General features: G+C 60.7%; 18 protein-coding genes and 1 pseudogene. 12 read left to right on the top strand and 7 right to left on the bottom strand.

Features of this window, described 5'->3' with window-relative positions:
• Positions 1–30: 30 nt before the first annotated feature.
• Complete coding sequence (uvrA, locus tag NW827_RS03295; RefSeq protein WP_414503331.1) at positions 31–2,931, bottom strand: excinuclease ABC subunit UvrA; 2,901 nt, start codon at positions 2,929–2,931, stop codon at positions 31–33.
• A gap of 214 nt (positions 2,932–3,145) precedes the next feature.
• Here uvrA and NW827_RS03290 point away from each other — a divergent pair, with 214 nt between their 5' ends.
• Together NW827_RS03290 and NW827_RS03285 are read left to right on the top strand one after the other, a co-directional pair.
• On the top strand, positions 3,146–5,587 hold the full coding sequence (locus NW827_RS03290; protein WP_414403628.1) for a DUF3488 and DUF4129 domain-containing transglutaminase family protein: 2,442 nt from the start codon (positions 3,146–3,148) through the stop codon (positions 5,585–5,587).
• 139 nt (positions 5,588–5,726) lie between these two features.
• On the top strand, positions 5,727–7,064 hold the full coding sequence (locus NW827_RS03285) for an alkaline phosphatase (protein WP_414403629.1): 1,338 nt from the start codon (positions 5,727–5,729) through the stop codon (positions 7,062–7,064).
• A gap of 31 nt (positions 7,065–7,095) precedes the next feature.
• On the opposite strand, the gene NW827_RS03280 is transcribed toward NW827_RS03285, so the two are convergent.
• Positions 7,096–8,553, bottom strand: coding sequence for a cryptochrome/photolyase family protein (locus tag NW827_RS03280; RefSeq protein WP_414503330.1), 1,458 nt, complete (start codon positions 8,551–8,553; stop codon positions 7,096–7,098).
• 112 nt (positions 8,554–8,665) lie between these two features.
• Positions 8,666–8,881: a hypothetical protein gene (locus tag NW827_RS03275; protein WP_414403631.1), complete on the bottom strand. Its 216-nt coding sequence runs from the start codon at positions 8,879–8,881 to the stop codon at positions 8,666–8,668.
• A 188-nt stretch (positions 8,882–9,069) separates the two neighbouring features.
• Between NW827_RS03275 and rbfA the strand changes: the two genes are divergently transcribed.
• The 4 genes and pseudogenes from rbfA to NW827_RS03255 all read left to right on the top strand — a co-directional run bounded on the left by rbfA (position 9,070) and on the right by NW827_RS03255 (position 11,385).
• Positions 9,070–9,513, top strand: coding sequence for a 30S ribosome-binding factor RbfA (gene rbfA / locus NW827_RS03270; RefSeq protein WP_414403632.1), 444 nt, complete (start codon positions 9,070–9,072; stop codon positions 9,511–9,513).
• 160 nt (positions 9,514–9,673) lie between these two features.
• On the top strand, positions 9,674–10,486 hold the full coding sequence (locus tag NW827_RS03265; protein ID WP_414361410.1) for a pseudouridine synthase: 813 nt from the start codon (positions 9,674–9,676) through the stop codon (positions 10,484–10,486).
• Positions 10,487–10,521: 35 nt separating this feature from the next.
• Positions 10,522–10,752 (top strand): annotated as a pseudogene (locus NW827_RS03260) (helix-turn-helix domain-containing protein); the annotation flags it as partial.
• Between the two features lie 12 nt (positions 10,753–10,764).
• Positions 10,765–11,385 (top strand): DUF4115 domain-containing protein, encoded by a 621-nt coding sequence (locus tag NW827_RS03255; protein ID WP_414503344.1) that lies wholly within the window; start codon positions 10,765–10,767, stop codon positions 11,383–11,385.
• 19 nt (positions 11,386–11,404) lie between these two features.
• Here NW827_RS03255 and NW827_RS03250 read toward each other — a convergent pair whose 3' ends face one another.
• From NW827_RS03250 to trxA, 3 genes are all read right to left on the bottom strand, one after another.
• Positions 11,405–12,082, bottom strand: coding sequence for a phosphoribosylanthranilate isomerase (locus NW827_RS03250; protein ID WP_414503329.1), 678 nt, complete (start codon positions 12,080–12,082; stop codon positions 11,405–11,407).
• A 125-nt stretch (positions 12,083–12,207) separates the two neighbouring features.
• Positions 12,208–13,302, bottom strand: a complete 1,095-nt coding sequence (locus NW827_RS03245) for a TIGR00730 family Rossman fold protein (protein WP_414403634.1) — start codon at positions 13,300–13,302, stop codon at positions 12,208–12,210.
• 108 nt (positions 13,303–13,410) lie between these two features.
• Positions 13,411–13,752, bottom strand: a complete 342-nt coding sequence (gene trxA / locus NW827_RS03240; RefSeq protein WP_414361416.1) for a thioredoxin — start codon at positions 13,750–13,752, stop codon at positions 13,411–13,413.
• A gap of 241 nt (positions 13,753–13,993) precedes the next feature.
• Here trxA and sixA point away from each other — a divergent pair, with 241 nt between their 5' ends.
• The 3 genes from sixA to coaD all read left to right on the top strand — a co-directional run bounded on the left by sixA (position 13,994) and on the right by coaD (position 15,697).
• On the top strand, positions 13,994–14,482 hold the full coding sequence (gene sixA / locus NW827_RS03235; protein ID WP_414503328.1) for a phosphohistidine phosphatase SixA: 489 nt from the start codon (positions 13,994–13,996) through the stop codon (positions 14,480–14,482).
• 371 nt (positions 14,483–14,853) lie between these two features.
• Positions 14,854–15,189 carry a divalent-cation tolerance protein CutA gene (cutA, locus tag NW827_RS03230; protein WP_414403636.1) on the top strand — a complete coding sequence of 112 codons (336 nt, stop codon included), beginning with the start codon at positions 14,854–14,856 and terminating at the stop codon, positions 15,187–15,189.
• Between the two features lie 25 nt (positions 15,190–15,214).
• Positions 15,215–15,697 carry a pantetheine-phosphate adenylyltransferase gene (gene coaD, locus NW827_RS03225; RefSeq protein WP_414361421.1) on the top strand — a complete coding sequence of 161 codons (483 nt, stop codon included), beginning with the start codon at positions 15,215–15,217 and terminating at the stop codon, positions 15,695–15,697.
• Between the two features lie 12 nt (positions 15,698–15,709).
• On the opposite strand, the gene psbQ is transcribed toward coaD, so the two are convergent.
• Complete coding sequence (gene psbQ, locus NW827_RS03220) at positions 15,710–16,105, bottom strand: photosystem II protein PsbQ (protein WP_414361423.1); 396 nt, start codon at positions 16,103–16,105, stop codon at positions 15,710–15,712.
• 163 nt (positions 16,106–16,268) lie between these two features.
• Between psbQ and NW827_RS03215 the strand changes: the two genes are divergently transcribed.
• The 3 genes from NW827_RS03215 to NW827_RS03205 all read left to right on the top strand — a co-directional run.
• Positions 16,269–17,447, top strand: coding sequence for a TRC40/GET3/ArsA family transport-energizing ATPase (locus NW827_RS03215; RefSeq protein WP_414361425.1), 1,179 nt, complete (start codon positions 16,269–16,271; stop codon positions 17,445–17,447).
• A 28-nt stretch (positions 17,448–17,475) separates the two neighbouring features.
• The gene (gene trmFO, locus NW827_RS03210) at positions 17,476–18,831 is read left to right on the top strand and encodes an FADH(2)-oxidizing methylenetetrahydrofolate--tRNA-(uracil(54)-C(5))-methyltransferase TrmFO (protein WP_414385412.1); all 1,356 of its coding nucleotides are present in this window, start codon (positions 17,476–17,478) and stop codon (positions 18,829–18,831) included.
• Between the two features lie 58 nt (positions 18,832–18,889).
• A partial coding sequence (locus NW827_RS03205; protein WP_414503327.1) for an acetate kinase occupies positions 18,890–20,061 on the top strand: 1,172 nt, incomplete at its 3' end.

Raw genomic sequence — 20,061 nt, 5'->3', positions numbered from 1 at the left:
GAACAACTGGGTATGCATCCGCTCCCTTTCTTACTGACCGGGGGGATGTTGTTGCAAAGCCTGCTTTAGGTAGCGCCCCGTGTGGGATCCGGGCTGCTCGGCCACTTCCTCAGGGGTGCCGACGGCAACAATCTGGCCGCCCTGGTCGCCCCCTTCCGGCCCCAGGTCAATGATCCAGTCGGCACAGCGGAGGATGTCCAGGTTGTGCTCGATCACCAGTACGGTGTTGCCCGCATCCACCAACCGCTGCAGAACATTCAAGAGCTTGTGAACGTCGTAGAAGGACAGGCCGGTGGAGGGTTCATCGAGCAGGTAGAGGGTTTTGCCGGTGGAGCGGCGGGCCAGTTCTGCCGCCAGCTTCACCCGCTGCGCTTCCCCCCCGGAAAGCGTCGGAGCGGGCTGCCCCAGCTTGATGTAATCAAGGCCCACATCGGCCAAGGTCTGTAGAATCTTGGCGGCAGGGGGTAGGGCGGCAAAAAACTCCAGCGCCTCCCCCACCGTCATGTCTAGGACTTCGGCGATGTTTTTGCCCTTGTACCTGACCTGGAGGGTCTCGCGGCTGTAGCGGCTGCCCCCACACACTTCGCAGGTAACATACACATCCGGCAGGAAGTTCATTTCAATCACGTTCACCCCCTGCCCTTTGCAGGCTTCACAGCGCCCCCCCTTGACGTTGAAGGAAAAGTGGCCAGAGTGATAGCCCCTGGCCTTGGCCTCTAGAGTCTGGGCAAAGGCCTGGCGGATGGGATCAAAGAGGCCCGTGTAGGTGGCGGGGTTGGAGCGGGGGGTGCGGCCAATGGGGGATTGGTCGATGACAATGACCTTGTCGATGTGTTCGATGCCGTGTAGCTCCCCCATTTCCGTTGGCTTAGGCACCTTCTGGCCGAGGTAGTGTTGCAGGGCAGGGTAGAGCAACTCGTTGACCAGGGTGGACTTGCCGGAGCCGGAGACGCCGGTGACGCAGACCAGCTTGCCCAGGGGGATCTCCACATCGATGTGCTTGAGGTTGTTTTTGTGGGCATCGGTGAGCTTGAGGGAGACGGCTTTGCCAGGTCGCCGCTGAGCTGGGGTTGGGATCCGCCGCCGCCCCGCCAGATAGGCGCCGGTGAGGGAGCGCTCGCAGGCTAGGATGTCGGCTAGAGATCCTTGGGCCACCACTTCTCCGCCGTGGATGCCAGCGCCAGGGCCAATGTCCACGATGTGGTCGGCGGCGCGAATGGTCTCTTCATCGTGTTCCACCACAATTAAGGTGTTGCCCAGATCCCGTAGGCGGAATAGGGTTTGCAAGAGGCGTTGGTTATCCCGCTGGTGCAGGCCAATGGAGGGTTCGTCCAGCACGTAGAGCACCCCCGTTAGGCCGGAGCCAATCTGGCTGGCCAGCCGGATCCGCTGCGCCTCGCCCCCCGAAAGGGTCATGGCCGGTCGGGCCAGGGTGAGGTAGTCAAGGCCCACGTCAATTAAAAACTGCAGGCGGGTTTTGATCTCCCGCAGCACTAGCTCGGCAATCTGCGCTTGGCGGGGGGTAAGCTGGAGCTGCTCCAGGCGCTGCAGGCAGTCGCGGATGGAGATCTCGGTGAGATCCGTGATGCGGTAGCCACCGACGCGCACGGCCAGGGCCTCTGGCCGCAGCCGGGATCCGCCACAGGCAGCGCAGGGGCGGTAGGTGAGGTAGGTCTCCAGCTTTTGCCGGTAGGTTTCGGAGGTGGTTTCTTGGTAGTGCCGCTGCAACTGCGGGATCACCCCTTCGAAGCGGCGGTAGTAGCCCCGGCTCCCCTGGGGGGATTCCGCCTCAACGTAGATCTCCTGGTCGCTGCCGTAGAGGAGGAGCTGCTGCTGCTCGGGGGTAAGGTCGCACCAGCGGCTGCTGAGCTCAAAGCCAAAGGCCTTAGCAGCCCCCGCCAGCAGCGCCAGATAGTAGGGGTTCTCCCGCTCCGCCCAGGGGGCAATGGCCGCATAAAGGGGGAGCTTGGGATCCGGCACGATCCGGTCGGGGTCGAAGATGGGTTCAAAGCCCAGGCCGTGACAGACGGGACAGGCGCCGATGGGGGAGTTAAAGGAAAATAGCCGCGGCGACAGCTCGCCCAGCACGGAGCCGTGTTCGGGGCAGGCAAATTGTTCCGAAAAGATCAGCTCCGTTGGCTTGCCGTTGAGGTACTGCCCCGCCACCTCGGCTACTTTTTGCAGCAGGTGTTCCCGTTCGTCTTCACGGGGCAAGAGCTCCACCACCGCCAGTCCCCCCGACTGGCGCAGACAGGTGGTCAGGGAATCGGCCAGCCGCTCTGCGATCTCCGGGCCCTTAACCAGCCGATCCACCACCACCTCAATGGTGTGGGCCTTGTTTTTGGCCAACTCAATTTCCTCGCTGAGATCCCGCACCTGGCCGTCGATGCGCACCCGCACAAACCCCTGCTGGCGCAGGCTTTGCAAGAGCGCTGCGTGGGTGCCCTTTTTTCCCCTCACCACGGGCGCAAGCAACTGAAAGCGCGTCCGCTCCGGCAGGGCCAGGATCTGGTCCACCATTTGATCCAGCGTCTGGGGGGCAATCACCCGGTCGCAATGGGGGCAGTGGGGGATCCCGGCCCGCCCATACAGCAGCCGCAGGTAGTCGTAGATTTCGGTTACGGTGCCAACCGTGGAGCGGGGGTTGTGGCTGGTGGACTTTTGGTCGATGGCAATGGCCGGGCTCAAGCCCTCGATGCGGTCTACATCCGGTTTGTCCAGTTGCCCCAGAAATTGCCGCGCATAGGCGCTAAGGGACTCCACGTAGCGCCGCTGCCCCTCGGCAAAGATGGTGTCGAAGGCCAGAGAAGATTTTCCAGAGCCGGAGACGCCGGTAAACACCACCAGGCGATTGCGCGGGATCCGCAGCTCGAGGTTTTTGAGGTTGTGCTGCCGTGCCCCCACCACATGGATTTCGTTTTGGCCGGACATCTCATCCCCTCTGTGTGCAGCGTGGGTGGAGACTCTGCCCAAAATTGGCGAGTCGAAAAACGACAAAAGTTAAGGAACATTAACGATTCTAGTGCTGCAGCAGAAGTCTGTCTTCTCCCCATCGCAAGGGGTGGCGGCAATAGGGGGCAGGAGAAGAGGAAAGACTTGGCTATCTTGGAAGGGCCACTTGAGGGATCCCGAAGCAACCTAGCCCATGAGCTGGCCACTGCTTGCCGTCCAAAAGCTCTTCATCTACCTGCTGGTGGGGATCGCCTTTACGGCCCTCTGCCTTGGGGATCAGGCCCTGTCGCCGGCGGTTATCGCCCTCTGCTTGGCGGCGGGGGCTGCCAGTTGGTTTTGGGAGCCGCCCCGCATTAGCTTTGCCCGCTATGCGCCCCTGTGGATGCCCCTGACGGTGAGCGTGCTGGTCGGCTTGGCGGCCCTGGTGCTTGCGGGCGTGCTGCCGCTTTCGGATGGGGCCATAGGCCTGGTGCTCTACCTTACGGGGGCCAAGTTGTTTCAGCGGGAGCGGGCAGCCGACCACATTCAGTTGGCGGTGTTGTCTTTGCTTCTGATGGCCATTGCCACCCTCTTTAACGAGGACGTCAGCTTTGGGTTTTTATTCCTGCTGTATGTGGGGGTGGGGCTGGTTAACCTCACCCTCTATCACCTGCGCCTGCAGGCGGAGCAGCACCCCCAGGCGGCTAGCCAAGTCCGCGGGATCGACCTCAACTTTCTGGGGTTGCTTGGATCCCTGGCTTTGCTGGCAACCCTTCTCTCGGTGGTTTTGTTTTTCCTCTTTCCGCGCCTTAGCTTGGGGCTCCTAGGCCGGCAGACCCGCTCGCCGGTGATGACCACCGGCTTTGCCGAGGAAGTCAGCCTGGGGGAGTTCGGCACCCTCAAGACCGACAGCACTGTTGTCATGCGGGTGGAGTTCCCGGCGGGGGTGCCGCCCCAGGTGGAGTCCCTCTACTGGCGGGGGATCAGCTTTGATCGCTACGACGGGCGGGCTTGGTCGCGGACGCTGGACCACGCGATCCCGATTTTCCCCACTGCAGCAGGGGTTTTTGATCTCTCGGCTTCCCCCTTGATCCCCACCGCTAGCGACCTCCAGTTCTTCCCCCTAGAGCAGCTTATCTACCTAGAGCCGCTGGCCACCAACACCGTCTTTGGGGTGGCGCCGCTGCTGGAGGTGGAGTGGTTGGATCGGGGTGGAGTGATGACCCCTCAGCAGGCATGGCAACGGCAAACTCGCCGCCTCCTCCTGCACGAGAGCGGGGATGTCAGCCATTCTCTGCCCCCCCGGCTGCCCTATCTCTACCGCGCCGTGAGCTGGATCCCCCGCGATCTGGAGCCCCGCCTGCGCCAGCTTAGCCAGGAGGAGCTGCTGAGTGCTCTTGACCCCATCCAGCGGGCAGCCTACCTGCAGTTGCCGGCAGATCTAGATCCGCGCATTCCCGCCTTGGCAGAGGAGATCACGGCTGGGATCCCCGACGTCTTTGGCAAGGTAGCGGCTCTGCAGAACTACCTGCTGGAGAACTACGCCTACACCACAGATCTGCCGGATCCCGGGGCCGAGCCGCCTTTGGAGGCCTTTTTGTTTACCCACCGCCGCGGCCACTGCGAATACTTTGCCACCGCCCTGACGGTGCTGGCCCGCAGCCTTGGCATCCCGGCCCGCGTGGTCAATGGTTTTTTGGGTGGGCGCTGGGTGGCGCAGGAGAAGTACCTGGCGGTGCGCAACGCCGATGCCCATTCTTGGACGGAGATCCCCTTTGGCCCCTATGGATGGATCCGCTTCGACGCCACGCCGCCAGAGGCCAATGTTAGCCAGCGGCAAAGCTGGTGGGATCCCTTGCAAGATTTTTACGACAGCCTGCGCTTCCGTTGGTTTAAGTACGTCATCCAGTACGACCTATCCACCCAGCGGCAGATCTGGCGGCAGATTCAGGAGCTGGCCAGCCGCGTGACCGCTCCCCAAAAGCAGGAGGATGTCGTTGCCGCCCTCCGCCGCAGCTTGGTGGGCTGGGGGCAAAGGCTGCAGCAAAACAGCCTGCCGCTGCTGGGGGTGATTTTGATCACCGGCTTCACGGCCTACTGGGGCCGCCGCCGCCGCTACCAAGCTTTGCACTGGCGGGATGGGGGATGGGTCCTCTTGGCCACGCTTGGCAATGGGGTGGTGATGGGATCCCTGTGGCAGCCGCCCCCAGAATGGCCCACCTGGATGATCGGGATCCTGCTGCCAAGTCTGGCCTTTGCTGGCATGCGCTGGATCCCGACGGCCCTGCCCAAGTCCCAGCAGCGCCGCCAGGCCATCTCAAGGCTTTACCTCCAACTGCGGGAGCTGGCGACGGCAGTGGGGATCCCAGCCCATCTAGGTCCTGAAGCCTGCCTAGAACACTTGCGCCAGTCCAACTTGCCCCAGGCCGAGCTGGCCATCCAGTTCCTGCAGCGCTACCTGGAGGTGCGCTTTGGCGGGATCCCGCTGGCAGCCGGGGAACTGCAGCGTTGGCAACAAGGCCTCAGACAGCTTAGGCAGGCCTGGCAGACCCAAAATCCCACCCCTGCCCCCAAAGAGCCCCTTGACCCGAAGCCGGCTAGGCCCTGGAGCTCTGCAAGCAGCCTTGACGTTATGAGGTGGTTAAGAGATAGTTAACTCTAGGTATAGACATAAGCGGCAGGCCATTGTTGCAGGTGGGCTCTGCCGCGGGTTTTGCCTGTGACCTTGCTAAGGGATCCAAGGCTGTGTTACTTTCCTTGACGTTCAGCCTTGAACGAGCAAGGGCAGGTTTACTATGCGTAACTATTCTCTGAGGGCAGCTTTGGCCGCAACGCTGTGCCTGCTGTCCTCTTCCCTTTTTTCTAGCCTGGCTCAGGCGGCGCCGAAGCCGACCGGCAACGGGGCGATCTTTTTCCACCCCGATGGCACTTCGGCCTCCCACTGGGACATTGCCCGCATTCTCTACTATGGCCCGGATGGCTTCTTGAACTGGGATCGCCTGCCGGTTATTACCACCTACCGGGGGCATCATCTCGACCAACTGGGTGGAACCTCCAACGGCGGGGCGGTGACCCATGCTACGGGAACCCGGGTCCACGCTAAGACCTTCGGGCTGGATCCCGAGGGCAAGGAGTATCCTTCCGCCAACGGCACCCTGAACACGATCATGGAAGAAGCTGTGGCGGCAGGCCTGGGCACGGCCCTGGTGCAGTCGGGATCCATCATCGAGCCGGGGACGGCTGCTTTTGTGGCCGAAGCTCCCAAGCGCAGCGACTACGAGGAGATTGCCCTGGAAGTGGTGGAGTCGGGGGTAGACATCATCCTGGGGGCCGGTGAGGAGTGGCTGCTGCCGGAAGGCGTCCAGGGGCGCTTTGGCCAAGGGAAGCGCAAGGACGGCCGCAACCTCATCGAGGAAGCCAAGAAAAAAGGGTATGCCGTCGTCTATACCCGCGACGAGCTGCTGAAGCTGCCAGCGGATGCCGCCAAGGTTTTGGGGGTGTTCAACGTAGAGGACACCTTCTACGACAAACCTGAAGAAGAGCTGCGCAAAGAAAACTTGCCCAACTACATCGCCAGTGCGCCCACCATTGCCGAGATGACGCAGTTTGCCCTAGAGCGGATTTCCCGCAATCCTAAGGGCTTCTTTGCCGTCATTGAGGAAGAGGGCACCGACAACATGTGCAACAACCTCAATGCTTCCGGCTGCCTGGAGGCCATGAAGCGGGCTGACGATGCCATTGGGGTAATCCTTAACTTCATCGAGAAGAATCCCAAGACCTTCATGATCACCACCAGCGACAGCAACGCCGGCGGGATGCAGTTGGTGGATGTGGAGTCTGCTGATAAGCCGCTACCCCCCACCGACCCCGAAGGAAGCGGCGCTCCCCTCGACGGCGTGGACGGCACCGGCACAAAGCCCTTCCTTTCCGCTCCGGACAAAAATGGCAAGCGTTTTCCCTTTGGCATCTCCTGGGCTAGCAAGGATGATGTGGGCAGTGGAGTTATTGCCCGCGCGGCGGGTCTGAACGCTCGCGAGCTGGTGCCCACCACCGGGATCCTGAACACCGACATTTACCGCATCCTCTACACAGTTCTCTTCGGGGAGCGCATCCCCAGCGAGCTCAAGCCCTAGTCTCCGGCAAGCCGGCATGGGCTTGGAGCGTCTAGAGACGGAGGGGATCCAGGCGATCCCCTTTTTGTTGCCGCTGCACCGCCTGGTAGCGCCGTTTGAACTCCTGCTGCTGCACCTTGTGATCCACGATGGGATCCGGGTAGCCACAGCGCCGCCGCTCCTGTAGGGCCCAGGATCCCTTGGGATCCTCCCCCACCCACAGTAAAGCCGGGGTATCTAGCCCCGCCAGCTCCGGCAGGTAGCGACGGATGTACTCCCCCTCCGGGTCGTAGCGGGCCGCCTGGGTGGCCGGGTTGAAGATGCGCAGTGGCCTGGGATCCGTACCCACACCGGCGCTCCACTGCCAGCCGCCGTTGTTGGCGGCCAGATCCCCGTCCACCAGCTTCTGCATAAAGTAGCGCTCTCCCCAGCGCCAGTCGATGAGCAGATCTTTGGTTAGAAAGCTGGCCACGATCATGCGGCAGCGGTTGTGCATCCAGCCGGTCTCGTTGAGCTGGCGCATGGCCGCATCTACGATGGGGTAGCCCGTCTCTCCGGCGCACCAGGCCTGAAACCAGTCCTGCCGGTTGTCCCACTCCAGCGCATCAAAAGCTCGCCGGTAGGCGCCGCTCTCCACGTGGGGCCAGTGGGCTAAGACATGCTTGTAAAACTCGCGCCAGCATAGCTCCTGCCGCCACGTGCGCAAGCTGCTCTCGGCCTCTTCACTGCGCACCTCTGCTTCCACCTCCCGCGTGGCCTGCCACACCTGGCGAATGCCGATGGTTCCCCAGCACAGGTGGGGGCTGAGGAGAGAGGTGCCCTGTTCAGCCGGAAAATTGCGGGCCCGCTCGTAGTCCAAAATGCGCAGGCCCTGACAAAACTCCTCCAGCAGCGCTTGGGCTGCCCTCTCGCCTGAGGTCGGGATCCGCTGGTTGCAGACAAAGCCCAGATCCGCCAAGGTGGGCAGCGGTTGGGCTTCGAGGTTTGGCAGCGGCTGGAGCTCCTTGGGAATGGGGAAGGGATCCGGCTTGGGCAAGCTGGACCAGCGGCGCCAGAAAGGGGTAAAAACCGAGTAGGGCTCCCCCGCCTGGGTCAATACTTCCCCCGGCCCGTGCAGCAGCATATCTTGGTAAGAAAAAGACGGGATCCCGGCTGCCGTCAAGCTAGCCCGCACCCGACTCTCCTGCTGCCGGGCCAAGGGATCCAGATCCTCGTTCCAAAACACGGCCTGCGCCCCCAGCTCGGTGGCCAACTGCCGCAGCTCCACTGCCGGATCCCCCCGCCGCCAGAGGAGCGGGATCCCCATCTGGGCGTAGCGTTCCTGCAGCTCCTGTAACGCCTGGAGGAGAAACGCCACCCTGGCCGGGGCCATATCCGCCCGCTGCAAAACCTGCGGGTCGAAAACGAAAACCGGCACCACCTGGGAGCTGCGCTGCGCCGCCGCGTGGAGGGCTGTGTTGTCCGCCAGCCGCAGATCGCGGCGATGCCAAATCAAAACCGGGGAAGTCATAGGCTACTGAGGGACGGGATCCCATCTTGGCCGGTTCCCACCACCCCTTTCAACTCATTCCTCCCTCCTGGACAGCCAGCAGCTAGGCTGTGAAGAACCTTAAAGGGCTCTGTCAAAGCTCTGGACGGTCGAGCAGCCGGCTGGGACAATAGCGGCAGCGTTCATTTGGCTTTTGTTGGCCATCGCTGTACCCCATTGCATACGCTGTATCCCCCAGCATCACCACCAATTGAGTTAGCTTCAGGGAGAGGAAGGGGTCAAGCGGCTCTGTGACATTCAGCACAAACTGCTCAATGGAGCGCCGCAGGGCCTCTGGCGTCTTGATCATCACGTCTCCATCCATCGATGGCTTTAGGTATTCATACTCAAGGCAAGGTGGACATGGATTCAGGATAAAGGTAGAAGGGAGGGATGCTCGTAGCAGCGGCTACTGTTCTTAGGATCAAGCTGACGAGGGCTTTGCTTCACACTCGCCAGAACCGGTTTGCGGATGAGGGGTAACCTAGGTGTCCAAAAATGGCAACGGAGCGACGGGTAGCCCGAGTAGCCGAGCAGATCAAGCGGGAGGTTAGCCAGATCCTGCTCTCGGAGATCAAGGATAGCCGCGTGGGAGCAGGCATGGTTAGCGTTGTGGACGTAGAGGTTTCCAGGGATCTGCAAAACGCCCGCATCTTCGTCAGCATCTATGGCGACGAAGCAGCTCAGCAGCAAACAATGGAGGGGTTGGCTGCCGCCACTCCTTTTGTGCGGCGGGAAATTGGCCAGCGCCTCGGCCTGCGACGGGTGCCGACGGTGGTGTTTTTGCAGGATCGCTCTTTGGAGCGGGGATCCCGCGTTCTGGCTCTGCTTAACCAACTGAAACGGGACGCCGAAACCAAGCAGGAGGGATCCTCATCTAAGAACCAGGAAACGGTTGAAGAGGGCAGTGAGGGCGAAGCAGAGGAGTTGGGTAACCAATAGCTACACCGTTTTGTTAGCAGGCACTACCCGTCTCTCAGCTCTACAGGCCACAAACGGGCGGAAGCTTTGGTTTCCTGCCTAAACGGGCAACCCCTGCTGCCCCCCCGACTCTGGCCATCTGCTTTTGCAATACAAAGACTCTGCTCTAGTCCCCTTGCCTATGGCAGCACCCCAACGGCTCCAGAAACTTTTGGCTCAGCAGGGCTTGGCCTCCCGCCGCCAGGTGGAAGCCTGGATCCTAGCCGGACGCATTCGAGTCAATGGGAAGGTGGTCACCGAGCTGGGCTTTAAAGCCGATCCGGAACGGGATCGCGTCGAGGTGGATGGACGGGTGATCCGCTTCAGGGATCCCGTCCGCTACGTTTTGCTCCTGCACAAGCCCCTGGGAGTCTTGTCCACCTGTAGGGATCCCTGGGGACGCAAGACTGTCTTGGATCTGCTCCCACCACCCTGGAACCGGCAGATCCGTCTCTACCCGGTAGGCCGATTGGACGCCGACAGCAGTGGGGCCCTGCTTCTGACTAACGACGGCGACCTGACGCTGAAGCTGACCCATCCGCGCTACCATCTGCCCAAGACCTATCTTGTGCAGGTGCAGGGGCGGCCCAGCCAAGCCACTCTGCAACGGTGGCGGGAGGGCGTCGACTTGGATGGGTCTACCACTTTGCCGGCAGAGGTGGAGTTTTGTAATCCGCCCCCTTTTGGAAGCACCTCCCACTCCTCTTGGCTGAGGGTAGTCCTATTTGAAGGCCGCAACCGGCAAATTCGGCGGGTGGCCGAGCAGCTGGGCCATCCTGTGCTTAGCTTACACCGGGAGGCGATTGGTCCGCTGCGTCTAGGTAAGCTAAAGCCAGGTCAGTTTCGCCTGTTGCAGCCGCAGGAGGTTCAGGCTTTGCTAGCCCCGTTTGCGGTTGCTGATGGCTCAGCTCCGTCCAGAAGTGCCTCTTTTCACTCCTCCTCTCCCTCTTCATAATCTTTAGCGGGGGAACTTCTGCAGGTAGCCCAACGATGCAAGAGCCGGAACGCTCTAAGGACTCTGTCCCGCTAACGGGATTGGAAGCCCTGGGATCCCTGTTGCGGCAAACTCGGGAGGCACGGGGACTGACATTGGCAGAGGTGGCTAATGACACCCTTATTCGCTCCCAATATCTGCAGGCCCTGGAGGAAGCCGACTTAAGTAAGCTGCCGGAGCCGGTCTACGTGCAAGGCTTCATCAAGCGCTATGCCAACTACCTAGGGCTGGAGGGCGAAATGCTATCTCGGCAGGCGTTGCCGCTGCTACTATCCAAAACGCCTCCCGAGCCCTCTTCTCGTATTGCTGTGAGTGAACAGCCGGCCTTTGCTCTGCGTCCCTTCCACCTCTGGGCGGGCTATGTGGTGCTAGTCGTGCTGGCGGTAGGAGGGCTGTCGGCTCTGCTAGACGGTAGGGGCAATTCTCTCGGAAATTGGCTAGCAGGCAGTGAGAGATCCCAGTTGCAGCCGCAGGCGGCCAACTCCTCTGAGCGCAATCCAGAAGCAAAGCCAACCCTTCGCCAGATGTTTCCCACCTTGGAGCAATGGACGCATATCAAAGGGGTTTTCCCTGACGTGTTGGAAGCCCAGCGGCGCAAGCCGGTGCGCCTCGATATTCGCGTAGTGGAACATCCTTCTTGGCTGCGGGTTATTGCTGACGGAAAAACTGTTTTTGAGGCCACCCTGCAGCCGGGGGCGGAGCTAAACTGGGAAGCCGAGCGATCGATTGTGCTGCGCACCGGCAATGCCGGTGGGGTGTTGGTGACCTTCAACGATCGCCATCTGGGGACGATGGGGCGGTTTGGAGAGGTGAAGGAGGTGATATTTGAGCCAGGGCTGGAGATTCAGTCCTTGCAGTAGGGATCCAGCTCGAGGCCTCCTAGCCTGCAGGGGGTAGAGATTGACCAGACGCAATCTCCCAACCTTGGGATTCCAACTGCTGGAGCAGACGCCGGACTTTGCCCAAATCTTTGTCGCCCGGCTGACGCTCGACACCGCTTGAGAGATCAAGGCCGGTAGGGTGAAGATAGCTTAGGGCCTGTAGAACATTGTCAGGGTTAAGTCCACCGGCCAGCAGCCAGGGCAAGGGCAGGGAGCAGTGGGCCAGCTCTGGCCAGTTGAGGGTTTGTCCGGTGCCACCCGCCCGCTGGGGGTGATAGGCATCCAGAAGCAAGACCTCTACACAGTCGCGGTAGAGATCGGCTACCTGCAAGTCTGCCGGGCAGCGAATGCGCAGGGCCTTGATGCGGCGGATGCCAGGGAGCCACTCTCCCAGTTGCCGGCACGTTTCTGGAGATTCCTGGCCGTGCAGCTGAACAGCCGTGAGGCCAGCCACCTCCACCCAGGTGGCGATGACTTGGGGATCCTGATTCAGAAAGACCCCCACCTTTTCCACATGGCCGGGCAGGGATCTCAGCCAGCGCGCTGCCGAAAGAGGTAAGTAGCGCGGCGTATTGGGCACAGCCACCACCCCAAGTGCGCTTACCCCCAACGCTGCAATGGCCTCCGCCTGCTCCTGCCGCGTAATGCCGCAGATTTTGACAAACAACCGGCCCATCGGGAGCCCTTCCGACACTCACCGGTACGTCAAATGGGAACAAGGGGTACTCCCCCTAACTTCCTGCTTCCAAAGAGAGAGGGGCAGAGCGCTTGGGAGGTGTCTTGATGGGAGGTAACCATTTTCTAGGAGTTTTCTGGAGGTGCTAATTGCGTTTGGTCGGCATGCATTTGCAGGGGATCCGGTTGTGCTGGATGAAGCTTGTTGATTCGACGCACCATTTGCCATAGCCGCCCAAAGCTACGCTGGTTAAAACGCATTACCAGCCTCGGTAGATGGGCAATGTCCTCCTCAGCCTCCTCCGGCAGAGCCTCCGTTTGCTCAATCCGACCCGAGTCGAGAATGTCAGCAAACTCCTCGTTTAAAATTTCTAGGGCTTGTGGCGAAAGTTTGGTGTTTAAGCGCAAAACCAGGAGCTCCCGCACGTAGCGATTGCTGTGAAAGATGCGATAGAAATCAACAATTTGCCGACAGGCTTCTCCCACATCGTCAGTTAGGGAATAAAGGTGGAGATCCTCGGGGCTAATCAAGCCGCGGCTGAGAAGGTGCTCTCGCACATACTCATCCCATTCCTTCCAGTAGCAGCCGCCTTGCTTGTCCACCAGCACCAAGGGCATGAGTTTGGTCTTCCCGGTTTGCATCAGGGTCAGGCACTCAAAAGCTTCATCCTGCGTGCCAAAGCCGCCGGGAAACAGCACCAGTGCATCCGTTTCCTTAACAAAGAAAAGTTTGCGGGAAAAGAAATACTTAAAGTTAATGACCCGGTCGCTAGCAGCAATGAAAGGATTAACCACCTGCTCAAAGGGCAGCTGGATATTCAGCCCAAACGAGTTTTCCGGCCCCGCCCCCCGATTGCCAGCTTCCATGATGCCACCGCCACCACCTGTCAGCACCATGAAGCCTAGCTGACTAATGCGGTGGGCAAATAGCTGGGCCTGCTGATACTCAGGGCTATCTGCCCCCAAGCGTGCCGAACCAAAGACAGTGACCTTGCGCCGCTGGGTGTAGTTTTGGAAGGTGGCAAAGCCCTGCTCCAGATCCTCAAGCGTAGCCGCCAAGATCTTGGCATCCAGACGGCTGAGCTTTAGGGATCCCATCCGCTGCAGCGACTGCAAAATCCGCAGCCAAGCTGTTCGGTTGGGGTGATGGTCTAACTGCCTGAGACGAGCTTCAGCACTGGAAAAAATTTCTTGCAGCAGAGCGGAAAGAGAATCAGTCAAGCTGGGATCCAGAGTTATCTACCTACTTACTGCAGCGAGTTTTCCCTCTCAAGCTTGGCTTAGAACCCAAATCTTGAGATGACAAGGCTCTCGGTCTTGGCCAGGACCTTAGCCTTCAGCAGAGCTTCCAAGGTGCTTTTCCAGAATCGTGGTCAGAGTTGCCTTGGGAACGGCGCCAACCACCATATCCACCTTTTGGCCACCCTTGAAGAGAATCAGGGTGGGAATGCTACGAATGCCGTACTGGCTGGCGGTTTGGGGATTTTCGTCAGTATTGATTTTTACAACCTTGATCTTACCGGCATACTGCTCCGCTATCTCCTGCACCACAGGAGCCACCAGTCGGCAAGGGCCACACCAGGGTGCCCAAAAATCAACCAAAACTGGAATCTCACTGCGCAGCACCTCAGCTTCAAAGGTAGCATCAGCAATATCTATTGCCGCAGACATGCCCCGGGAACTCCTGAAACAGTGGCTACTAGCCTATTCATCCTACCACAACTCTCTGGACTCCTGTTGCCTGGCGCTGCTACAGGCGCTTGCAATTTCCTGGGGAAGGCTTGGGGTTGCCCTCAGGCTTTTCCTGAGTAGGGCAAGGTATCCTAAGAGGAACGAGAAAGTTTGCTAGGTGCCGATGGAGCTTGAGCTTGGAGCCGAGGACCACAATCCAGGAACAGGCAGGGCAGTAACCGTGGATTTTGTTCGCCACGGCATAGCCGAAGAGCCCCAGCCAGGGAGGGAGGACACCCTGCGCGCCCTGACGGATGAGGGCCGAAAGCGCTGCCGCAAAATTGCCCGCCAGCTTAAGAGCATGGGCTGGAAGTGGGATCTCCTGCTCAGCAGCCCTCTAGTTAGAGCACGGCAGACAGCAGAGATCTTCCTTGACGAGAACTTGGCCGAAGACCTGGAAGTGTTTGAGCCGCTAGCCCCTGGCGGCAGCTTTGCTGACTTGGTGCGCTGGCAGACGGAGCGGGGTTCCTTCACCTCCCTAGCTGTAGTCGGCCACCAGCCAGATCTAAGTCTCTGGGTACAGGCAGCCATTGGGCTGCAGCCAGCTCATCCCGAAGCCATTACCCTCAAGAAAGCAGGTCTGGCTCGCGTGCGCTTTGCTGAAGGGCGCATTGATTGCGGCCAGGGCTCCCTGACGTTGCTGCTTTCTCCCAAAGTGGTGTTGCGATAAGGTCAACTTCCCTTCCTTGGAGCTTGGCTTGCAAACGGGCCAAGGGATCTCCCTCCAACGGCTAGGCACTATCTGGGCACCCCAACCCAAAGCTCCATTGCCGCCTTACCCAAGAGGTAGCTTTCTGGTAGGTGCCTGTTGCCTAAGGGGGGAGTGCAATTACACAAAGAGGCAAGCCGAACCGAGCACCAATTTCGGACTCCTGCCCCAGAGGGCGGCGCTCTTGCGGTTTCCCTCTCCTGCCTAGGTGGGGCTGTGTCAGCGAGCTGGCCTAGCCTTGCTTCGTCCCTCGAGGAGCTGGGGCTCTTGGCCTTGCAGTGGCCAGATCCAAAGGTAGGATTAGGGGAGAGTCATTCCTGCAGCCAGATTTAATGAGCGACAAGACTGCCCTGGAGACCCTCTCGCTGGTGATGACCACCGTGGGCTCCGAAGCCGATGCCCATCGCCTGGCCCACACCCTAGTGGCCGAGCGCTACGTGGCCTGTGCCCAGGTGCTGCCTCCCATCACCTCCTACTACCGCTGGCAGGGATCCCTGCAGACGGATAGCGAGTTCCTGCTGTTGCTCAAGTTGCCCTCCACTGCCTATCCCCGCCTGGAACAGCGGCTGCGGCAGCTTCACCCTTACCAGGAGCCAGAGATCCTGGCTTTGCCGGCTGCTCAGGTAAGTGCTACCTACTTGGCCTGGGCCCGCGAGCAGGTAGGGTAAGGAAAAGCAGTATCCCCCTTGGACCATGATTGCCCTCTATCCCGGCAGCTTCGACCCCATCACCTTTGGGCACCTCGACATCATCGAGCGGGCCAGCCGCTTGTTTTCCAAAGTCATCGTTGCGGTTTTGAAAAACCCCAACAAAACCCCTCTGTTTACTCCTGAGCAGCGGCAGGCTCAGATTAGCCTCTCTGTTGCCCACCTAAAAAACGTTGAGGTCGATACCTTTTCCGGTCTGACGGTGGCCTACGCCCGCCAACGGGGGGCAAAAGTCATCGTGCGCGGCTTGCGGGTGCTGTCTGACTTTGATGTCGAGCTGCAGATGGCCCATACCAACAAGCTCCTGGCTCCTGAATTGGAAACCGTTTTCCTTGCCACTGCCAGTGAACACAGCTTTGTTAGCAGCAGCCTGGTCAAGGAGGTGGCCAAGCTAGGCGGTCCCATCGATCACCTGGTGCCCCCACCGGTGGTTCAAGATCTGCGGGAGCGTTTTCCCTTAACTGGATGAAGGGATCCCTGCCTACGAAAACAGGGCCTTCAGCTCTTGCAACGTCTTCCTCACCTTGGCTTGAGCAGCTTCCACCTCTGGCTGGTCGTAGGCTTTGGCGGCAAAGTCCAGCTGTTCCAAGCTGCGGCCCATTTCTTTGGCTAGGCGCAGCACCTCCCGCTTTTGCTTGTCTGGCAGGGTGGAGGCTAGGCTGTTCAAGGTCTTACGGGTTAAGCCCATCGGCCCATGAATGTAGGAGCGGATCTCCAGCCAGTCCTCGGCGTCCACCAGGTTTTGTAGCCGCTCCACCTGTTGCTCCAGCTGCTGCAACTCCCGCGGCAAGCCGGCAGCGGCCTGGAGAGGAAGGGATCCCAGCCACAGCCCCAACGTTAGGATGACAACCAGCAGCAGACTGCGCCAACGACGCATTCTCCTCTACCTCCTGCATGCCTTGACAGGCTTGATTCTTGGCCTTGACCTTCTCAGCAATCAATAGTGTACCTGTTGACTGCCCTCCAACCCTTGGCGGTGCTGGGGAGAAAAGAGGAAATCGGTTAGCCTAGAGCTGTAAAAGCAGGTAAGTGGCGCTCCCATGCAACGCATCATCCTCATGACCGGCAAGGGAGGGGTTGGCAAGACCTCCGTGGCAGCGGCAACCGGCTGGCGTTGTGCTGAGCTAGGTCTAAAGACCCTGGTTTTGAGCACCGATCCAGCCCACTCCTTAGCCGACAGCCTCGACCAACCCTTGGGCCACGAACCTGTGGAGGTTAAACCTAACCTCTGGGCAGCAGAGCTGGACGCCCTGCAGGAGCTGGAGCTGAACTGGGGATCCGTCAAGACCTACATCACGCAGGTGCTGCAGGCCCGCGGGCTGGACGGCGTGCAGGCGCAGGAGCTGGCAGTGCTGCCGGGGATGGACGAGATCTTTGCCCTGGTGCGGGTTAACCGCCACTACGACGAGGGTAAGTTTGATGTGCTAATCATTGACTCAGCTCCCACCGGCACGGCCTTGCGCCTTTTGAGCCTGCCCGATGTTTCCGGGTGGTACATGCGCAGGTTTTACAAACCTCTGCAGGGGTTGGCGCGGGTCCTGCGCCCCATCGCCGAGCCCATTGTTAAAGGGCTAACAGGGATCCCCCTGCCGGATGACCAGGTGCTGGATGCCCCCTACGAGTTCTACCAAAAGATCGAGCGGCTGGAGCGCATCCTCACCGACAACCGCATCACTTCCGTGCGCCTGGTCACCAACCCAGAGAAGATGGTGATCAAGGAGTCCCTGCGGGCGCATGCCTACCTCAGCCTCTACGGCGTCGCCACCGACCTAGTGATCGCCAACCGTATTTTGCCGGAAGGGGTGGTGGATCCCTACTTTGCTGCCTGGAAAGCCGCTCAACAGAGATATCGCCGGGAGATCCACGAGAACTTTGCCCCTCTGCCTGTGGTGGAGATCCCGCTTTACCCAGAGGAGCTGGTGGGGTGGGAGGCCCTGGCCCGCCTGAAAAAAGACCTCTGGGGGGATCGCAACCCGGCGGAGGTGTTCTATGCCGAGCAGACGATACAGGTGGTTACCGACAACGGCCAGTACCGCCTGGATCTCTACCTGCCCGGGGTCCCGAAAGAGCAGGTGGAGTTAAGCAAAACCGGCGACGAGCTCAACATCCGCATTGGCAACCACCGCCGCAACCTGGTGCTGCCCCAAACCCTGGCCGCCATGAAGCCGGCGCGGGCCAAAATGGAAGAGGACTACTTGCGCATTCATTTTGCTGCTTGAGCTGGGATCCTTTTCCCTGGAGGCTGCGATGCACCACTCCCCAAACCCCTCGCTAACCCTGGCTCCCATCCATGTGGTGGGCGGAGGGCTGGCAGGGACGGAGGCCGCCTGGCAAATTGCCCAGTTGGGGGTGCCCGTCATCCTCTCGGAGATGCGCCCTGTGCGGCAAAGCCCAGCCCACCACACCGATCAACTGGGCGAGCTGGTGTGCAGCAATTCCTTTGGGGCCCTAGCCAGTGATCGGGCGGCAGGGCTGCTCAAGGAGGAGCTGCGCCAACTGGGCTCCCTGGTCATCGCCACCGCTGATCGCCACGCCGTGCCAGCCGGGGGAGCCCTGGCCGTGGATCGGGCTCGCTTTAGCCAGGCCCTAACGGAGGCCATTGCCAACCACCCCCTCATCACCCTGCGTCGGGAAGAGGTAACCGAGATCCCGGAAGGGATAGCCGTCCTCTGCACCGGCCCGCTGACCAGTGAGCCCCTAGCCAAGGCGCTGCAAGCCTTCACGGGCCTGGAATACCTAAGTTTTTTTGACGCTTCCAGCCCCATTGTTACTGGGGATTCCCTTAACCGGGCAGTGGTGTTTCAGGCCTCCCGCTACGACAAAGGGGAAGCGGCCTACCTCAACTGCCCCATGACGGAGGCGGAGTACGAGCGCTTCTGGCAGGCGCTGGTGGAGGCAGAGCAGGTGCCCCTCAAGGATTTTGAAAAAGAGGAGCGCAAGTTTTTCGAAGGCTGCCTGCCCATTGAAGAAATGGCCCGCCGCGGCAAAGATACTCTCCGCTTTGGTCCCTTGAAGCCGGTGGGGCTGGTGGATCCGCGCACGGGAACCCGGCCCTATGCGGTGGTGCAGCTCCGCCAGGAGGACAAAGCAGGCAAGCTGTGGAACTTGGTGGGCTTTCAAACCAATTTGAAGTGGGGAGAACAGCAGCGGGTCTTTCGCCTCATTCCCGGCTTGGAAGCGGCGGAGTTTGTCCGCTTTGGCGTCATGCACCGCAATACCTTTTTGAACTCGCCGCGGCTTTTGCTGCCTACGTTGCAATTTCGCCGCCGGCCAACCCTGTTTGCTGCCGGCCAGTTGGTGGGCACCGAGGGCTACGCCTGCGCTGTGGCGGGAGGGTGGCTGGCCGGGCAGAACGCCGCCCGCCTGGCCCTGGGGCTGCCTTTGATCACGCTGCCCCCAGAGACAATGATGGGATCCCTATTTCAGTTCATCAGCAGCGCTGATCCCAAGTACTTCCAGCCCATGCCAGCCAATTTTGGCCTCCTGCCGGAGCTGGAGGGGCAGAAGGTTCGCAGTAAACAAGAGCGCTACGGTCGTTACCGGGATCGCGCCTTGGCTGCGCTGGCGGCAACGGGGCTAGTGCGCCAAGCGCAAACGGCCTGAGTTCCCTACCCTCCCCAAGCCAATGGCCAGCTAGCCTGAAACCTAAAGGAGGGATCCCGTGCCTATCCTGGTTCTCAACGCCGGCTCCAGCAGCCTCAAAGTCTCTCTCTTTGCAACTGTTGAAGGCAAGGTGGAGACCACCCCCCTCTGGCAGGCGCAGGTGGACTTTGCCTACCAACCTGGCAAGGCGCTCATCCAAACGCGGCGGCAGGATGGCCCCTGGGAGCCTTTTCCTACCCCTTCCCCCCCAGCCGGCATTGGCGATTTGGCTCCCCTCTTCCAAAGCCTCTGGCAAGGCGAGGGATCCCTGCTGGCAGGGGCAACGGAGATCAACGCCATCGGCCACCGGGTGGTGCATGGGGGATCCCTCTACCACCAGCCCACCGTGATCACGCCCGAGGTGGAAGAAGCCATCGAACAGCTAAGCCCCCTGGCCCCAGCCCACAACCCTGCTGCTCTTGAGGGCATTCGCCTCCTGCGCCGGCTGTTGCCCGGGATCCCGCAGGTGGCCGTTTTCGACACCGCCTTCCACCAGCAGATGCCCCCGGCAGCCGCCCTCTATCCCCTTCCCTATGCCTGGGCCGAGCAGGGGATCCGCCGCTATGGTTTTCACGGCATCAACCACGAGCACTGCGCCCGCCGTGCCGCTGAGATCTTGAACCGGCCTCTAGAGGAGTTGCGGCTCATCACCTGTCACTTGGGCAATGGCTGTTCTCTGGCAGCCATTCGCGGGGGCCGCAGTGTCGACACTACCATGGGCTATACCCCCCTAGAGGGCTTGATGATGGGATCCCGCTCCGGCTCGGTGGATCCGGGGATTTTGATCCATCAGTTGCGACGGGGCATGGACGTGGAGGAGCTTGACTGCATCTTGAACCGGGAATCCGGCTTGAAGGGCGTGTCCGGCCTCAGCAGCGACATGCGAGTTATCCTGGAAGCCATGCAGGCAGGCCATGCCCGCGCCGAGCTGGCCTTTAACCTCTTTGTCCACCGCCTGCGCAGCCAGATTGGGGCCATGCTCATGAGCTTGGATCGGCTGGATGCGTTGGTCTTCTCGGGCGGCATTGGGGAAAACGCCGCGCCAGTACGGGCAGCAGCCTGTGCCAACCTGGGCTTTTTGGGGATTCAAATCGACCCAGTTCTCAATGCTGGATCTCCGCGCAACTGCGACATCAGCACCTCTGATGCGCCAGTGCGAGTGCTGGTTATCTCCGCGCAGGAAGACTGGGC

The organism is Synechococcus sp. H70.1 (assembly GCF_047502705.1).
Lineage (GTDB): Bacteria > Cyanobacteriota > Cyanobacteriia > Thermostichales > Thermostichaceae > Thermostichus.
This window is presented reverse-complemented; position numbering and strand designations above follow the sequence as displayed.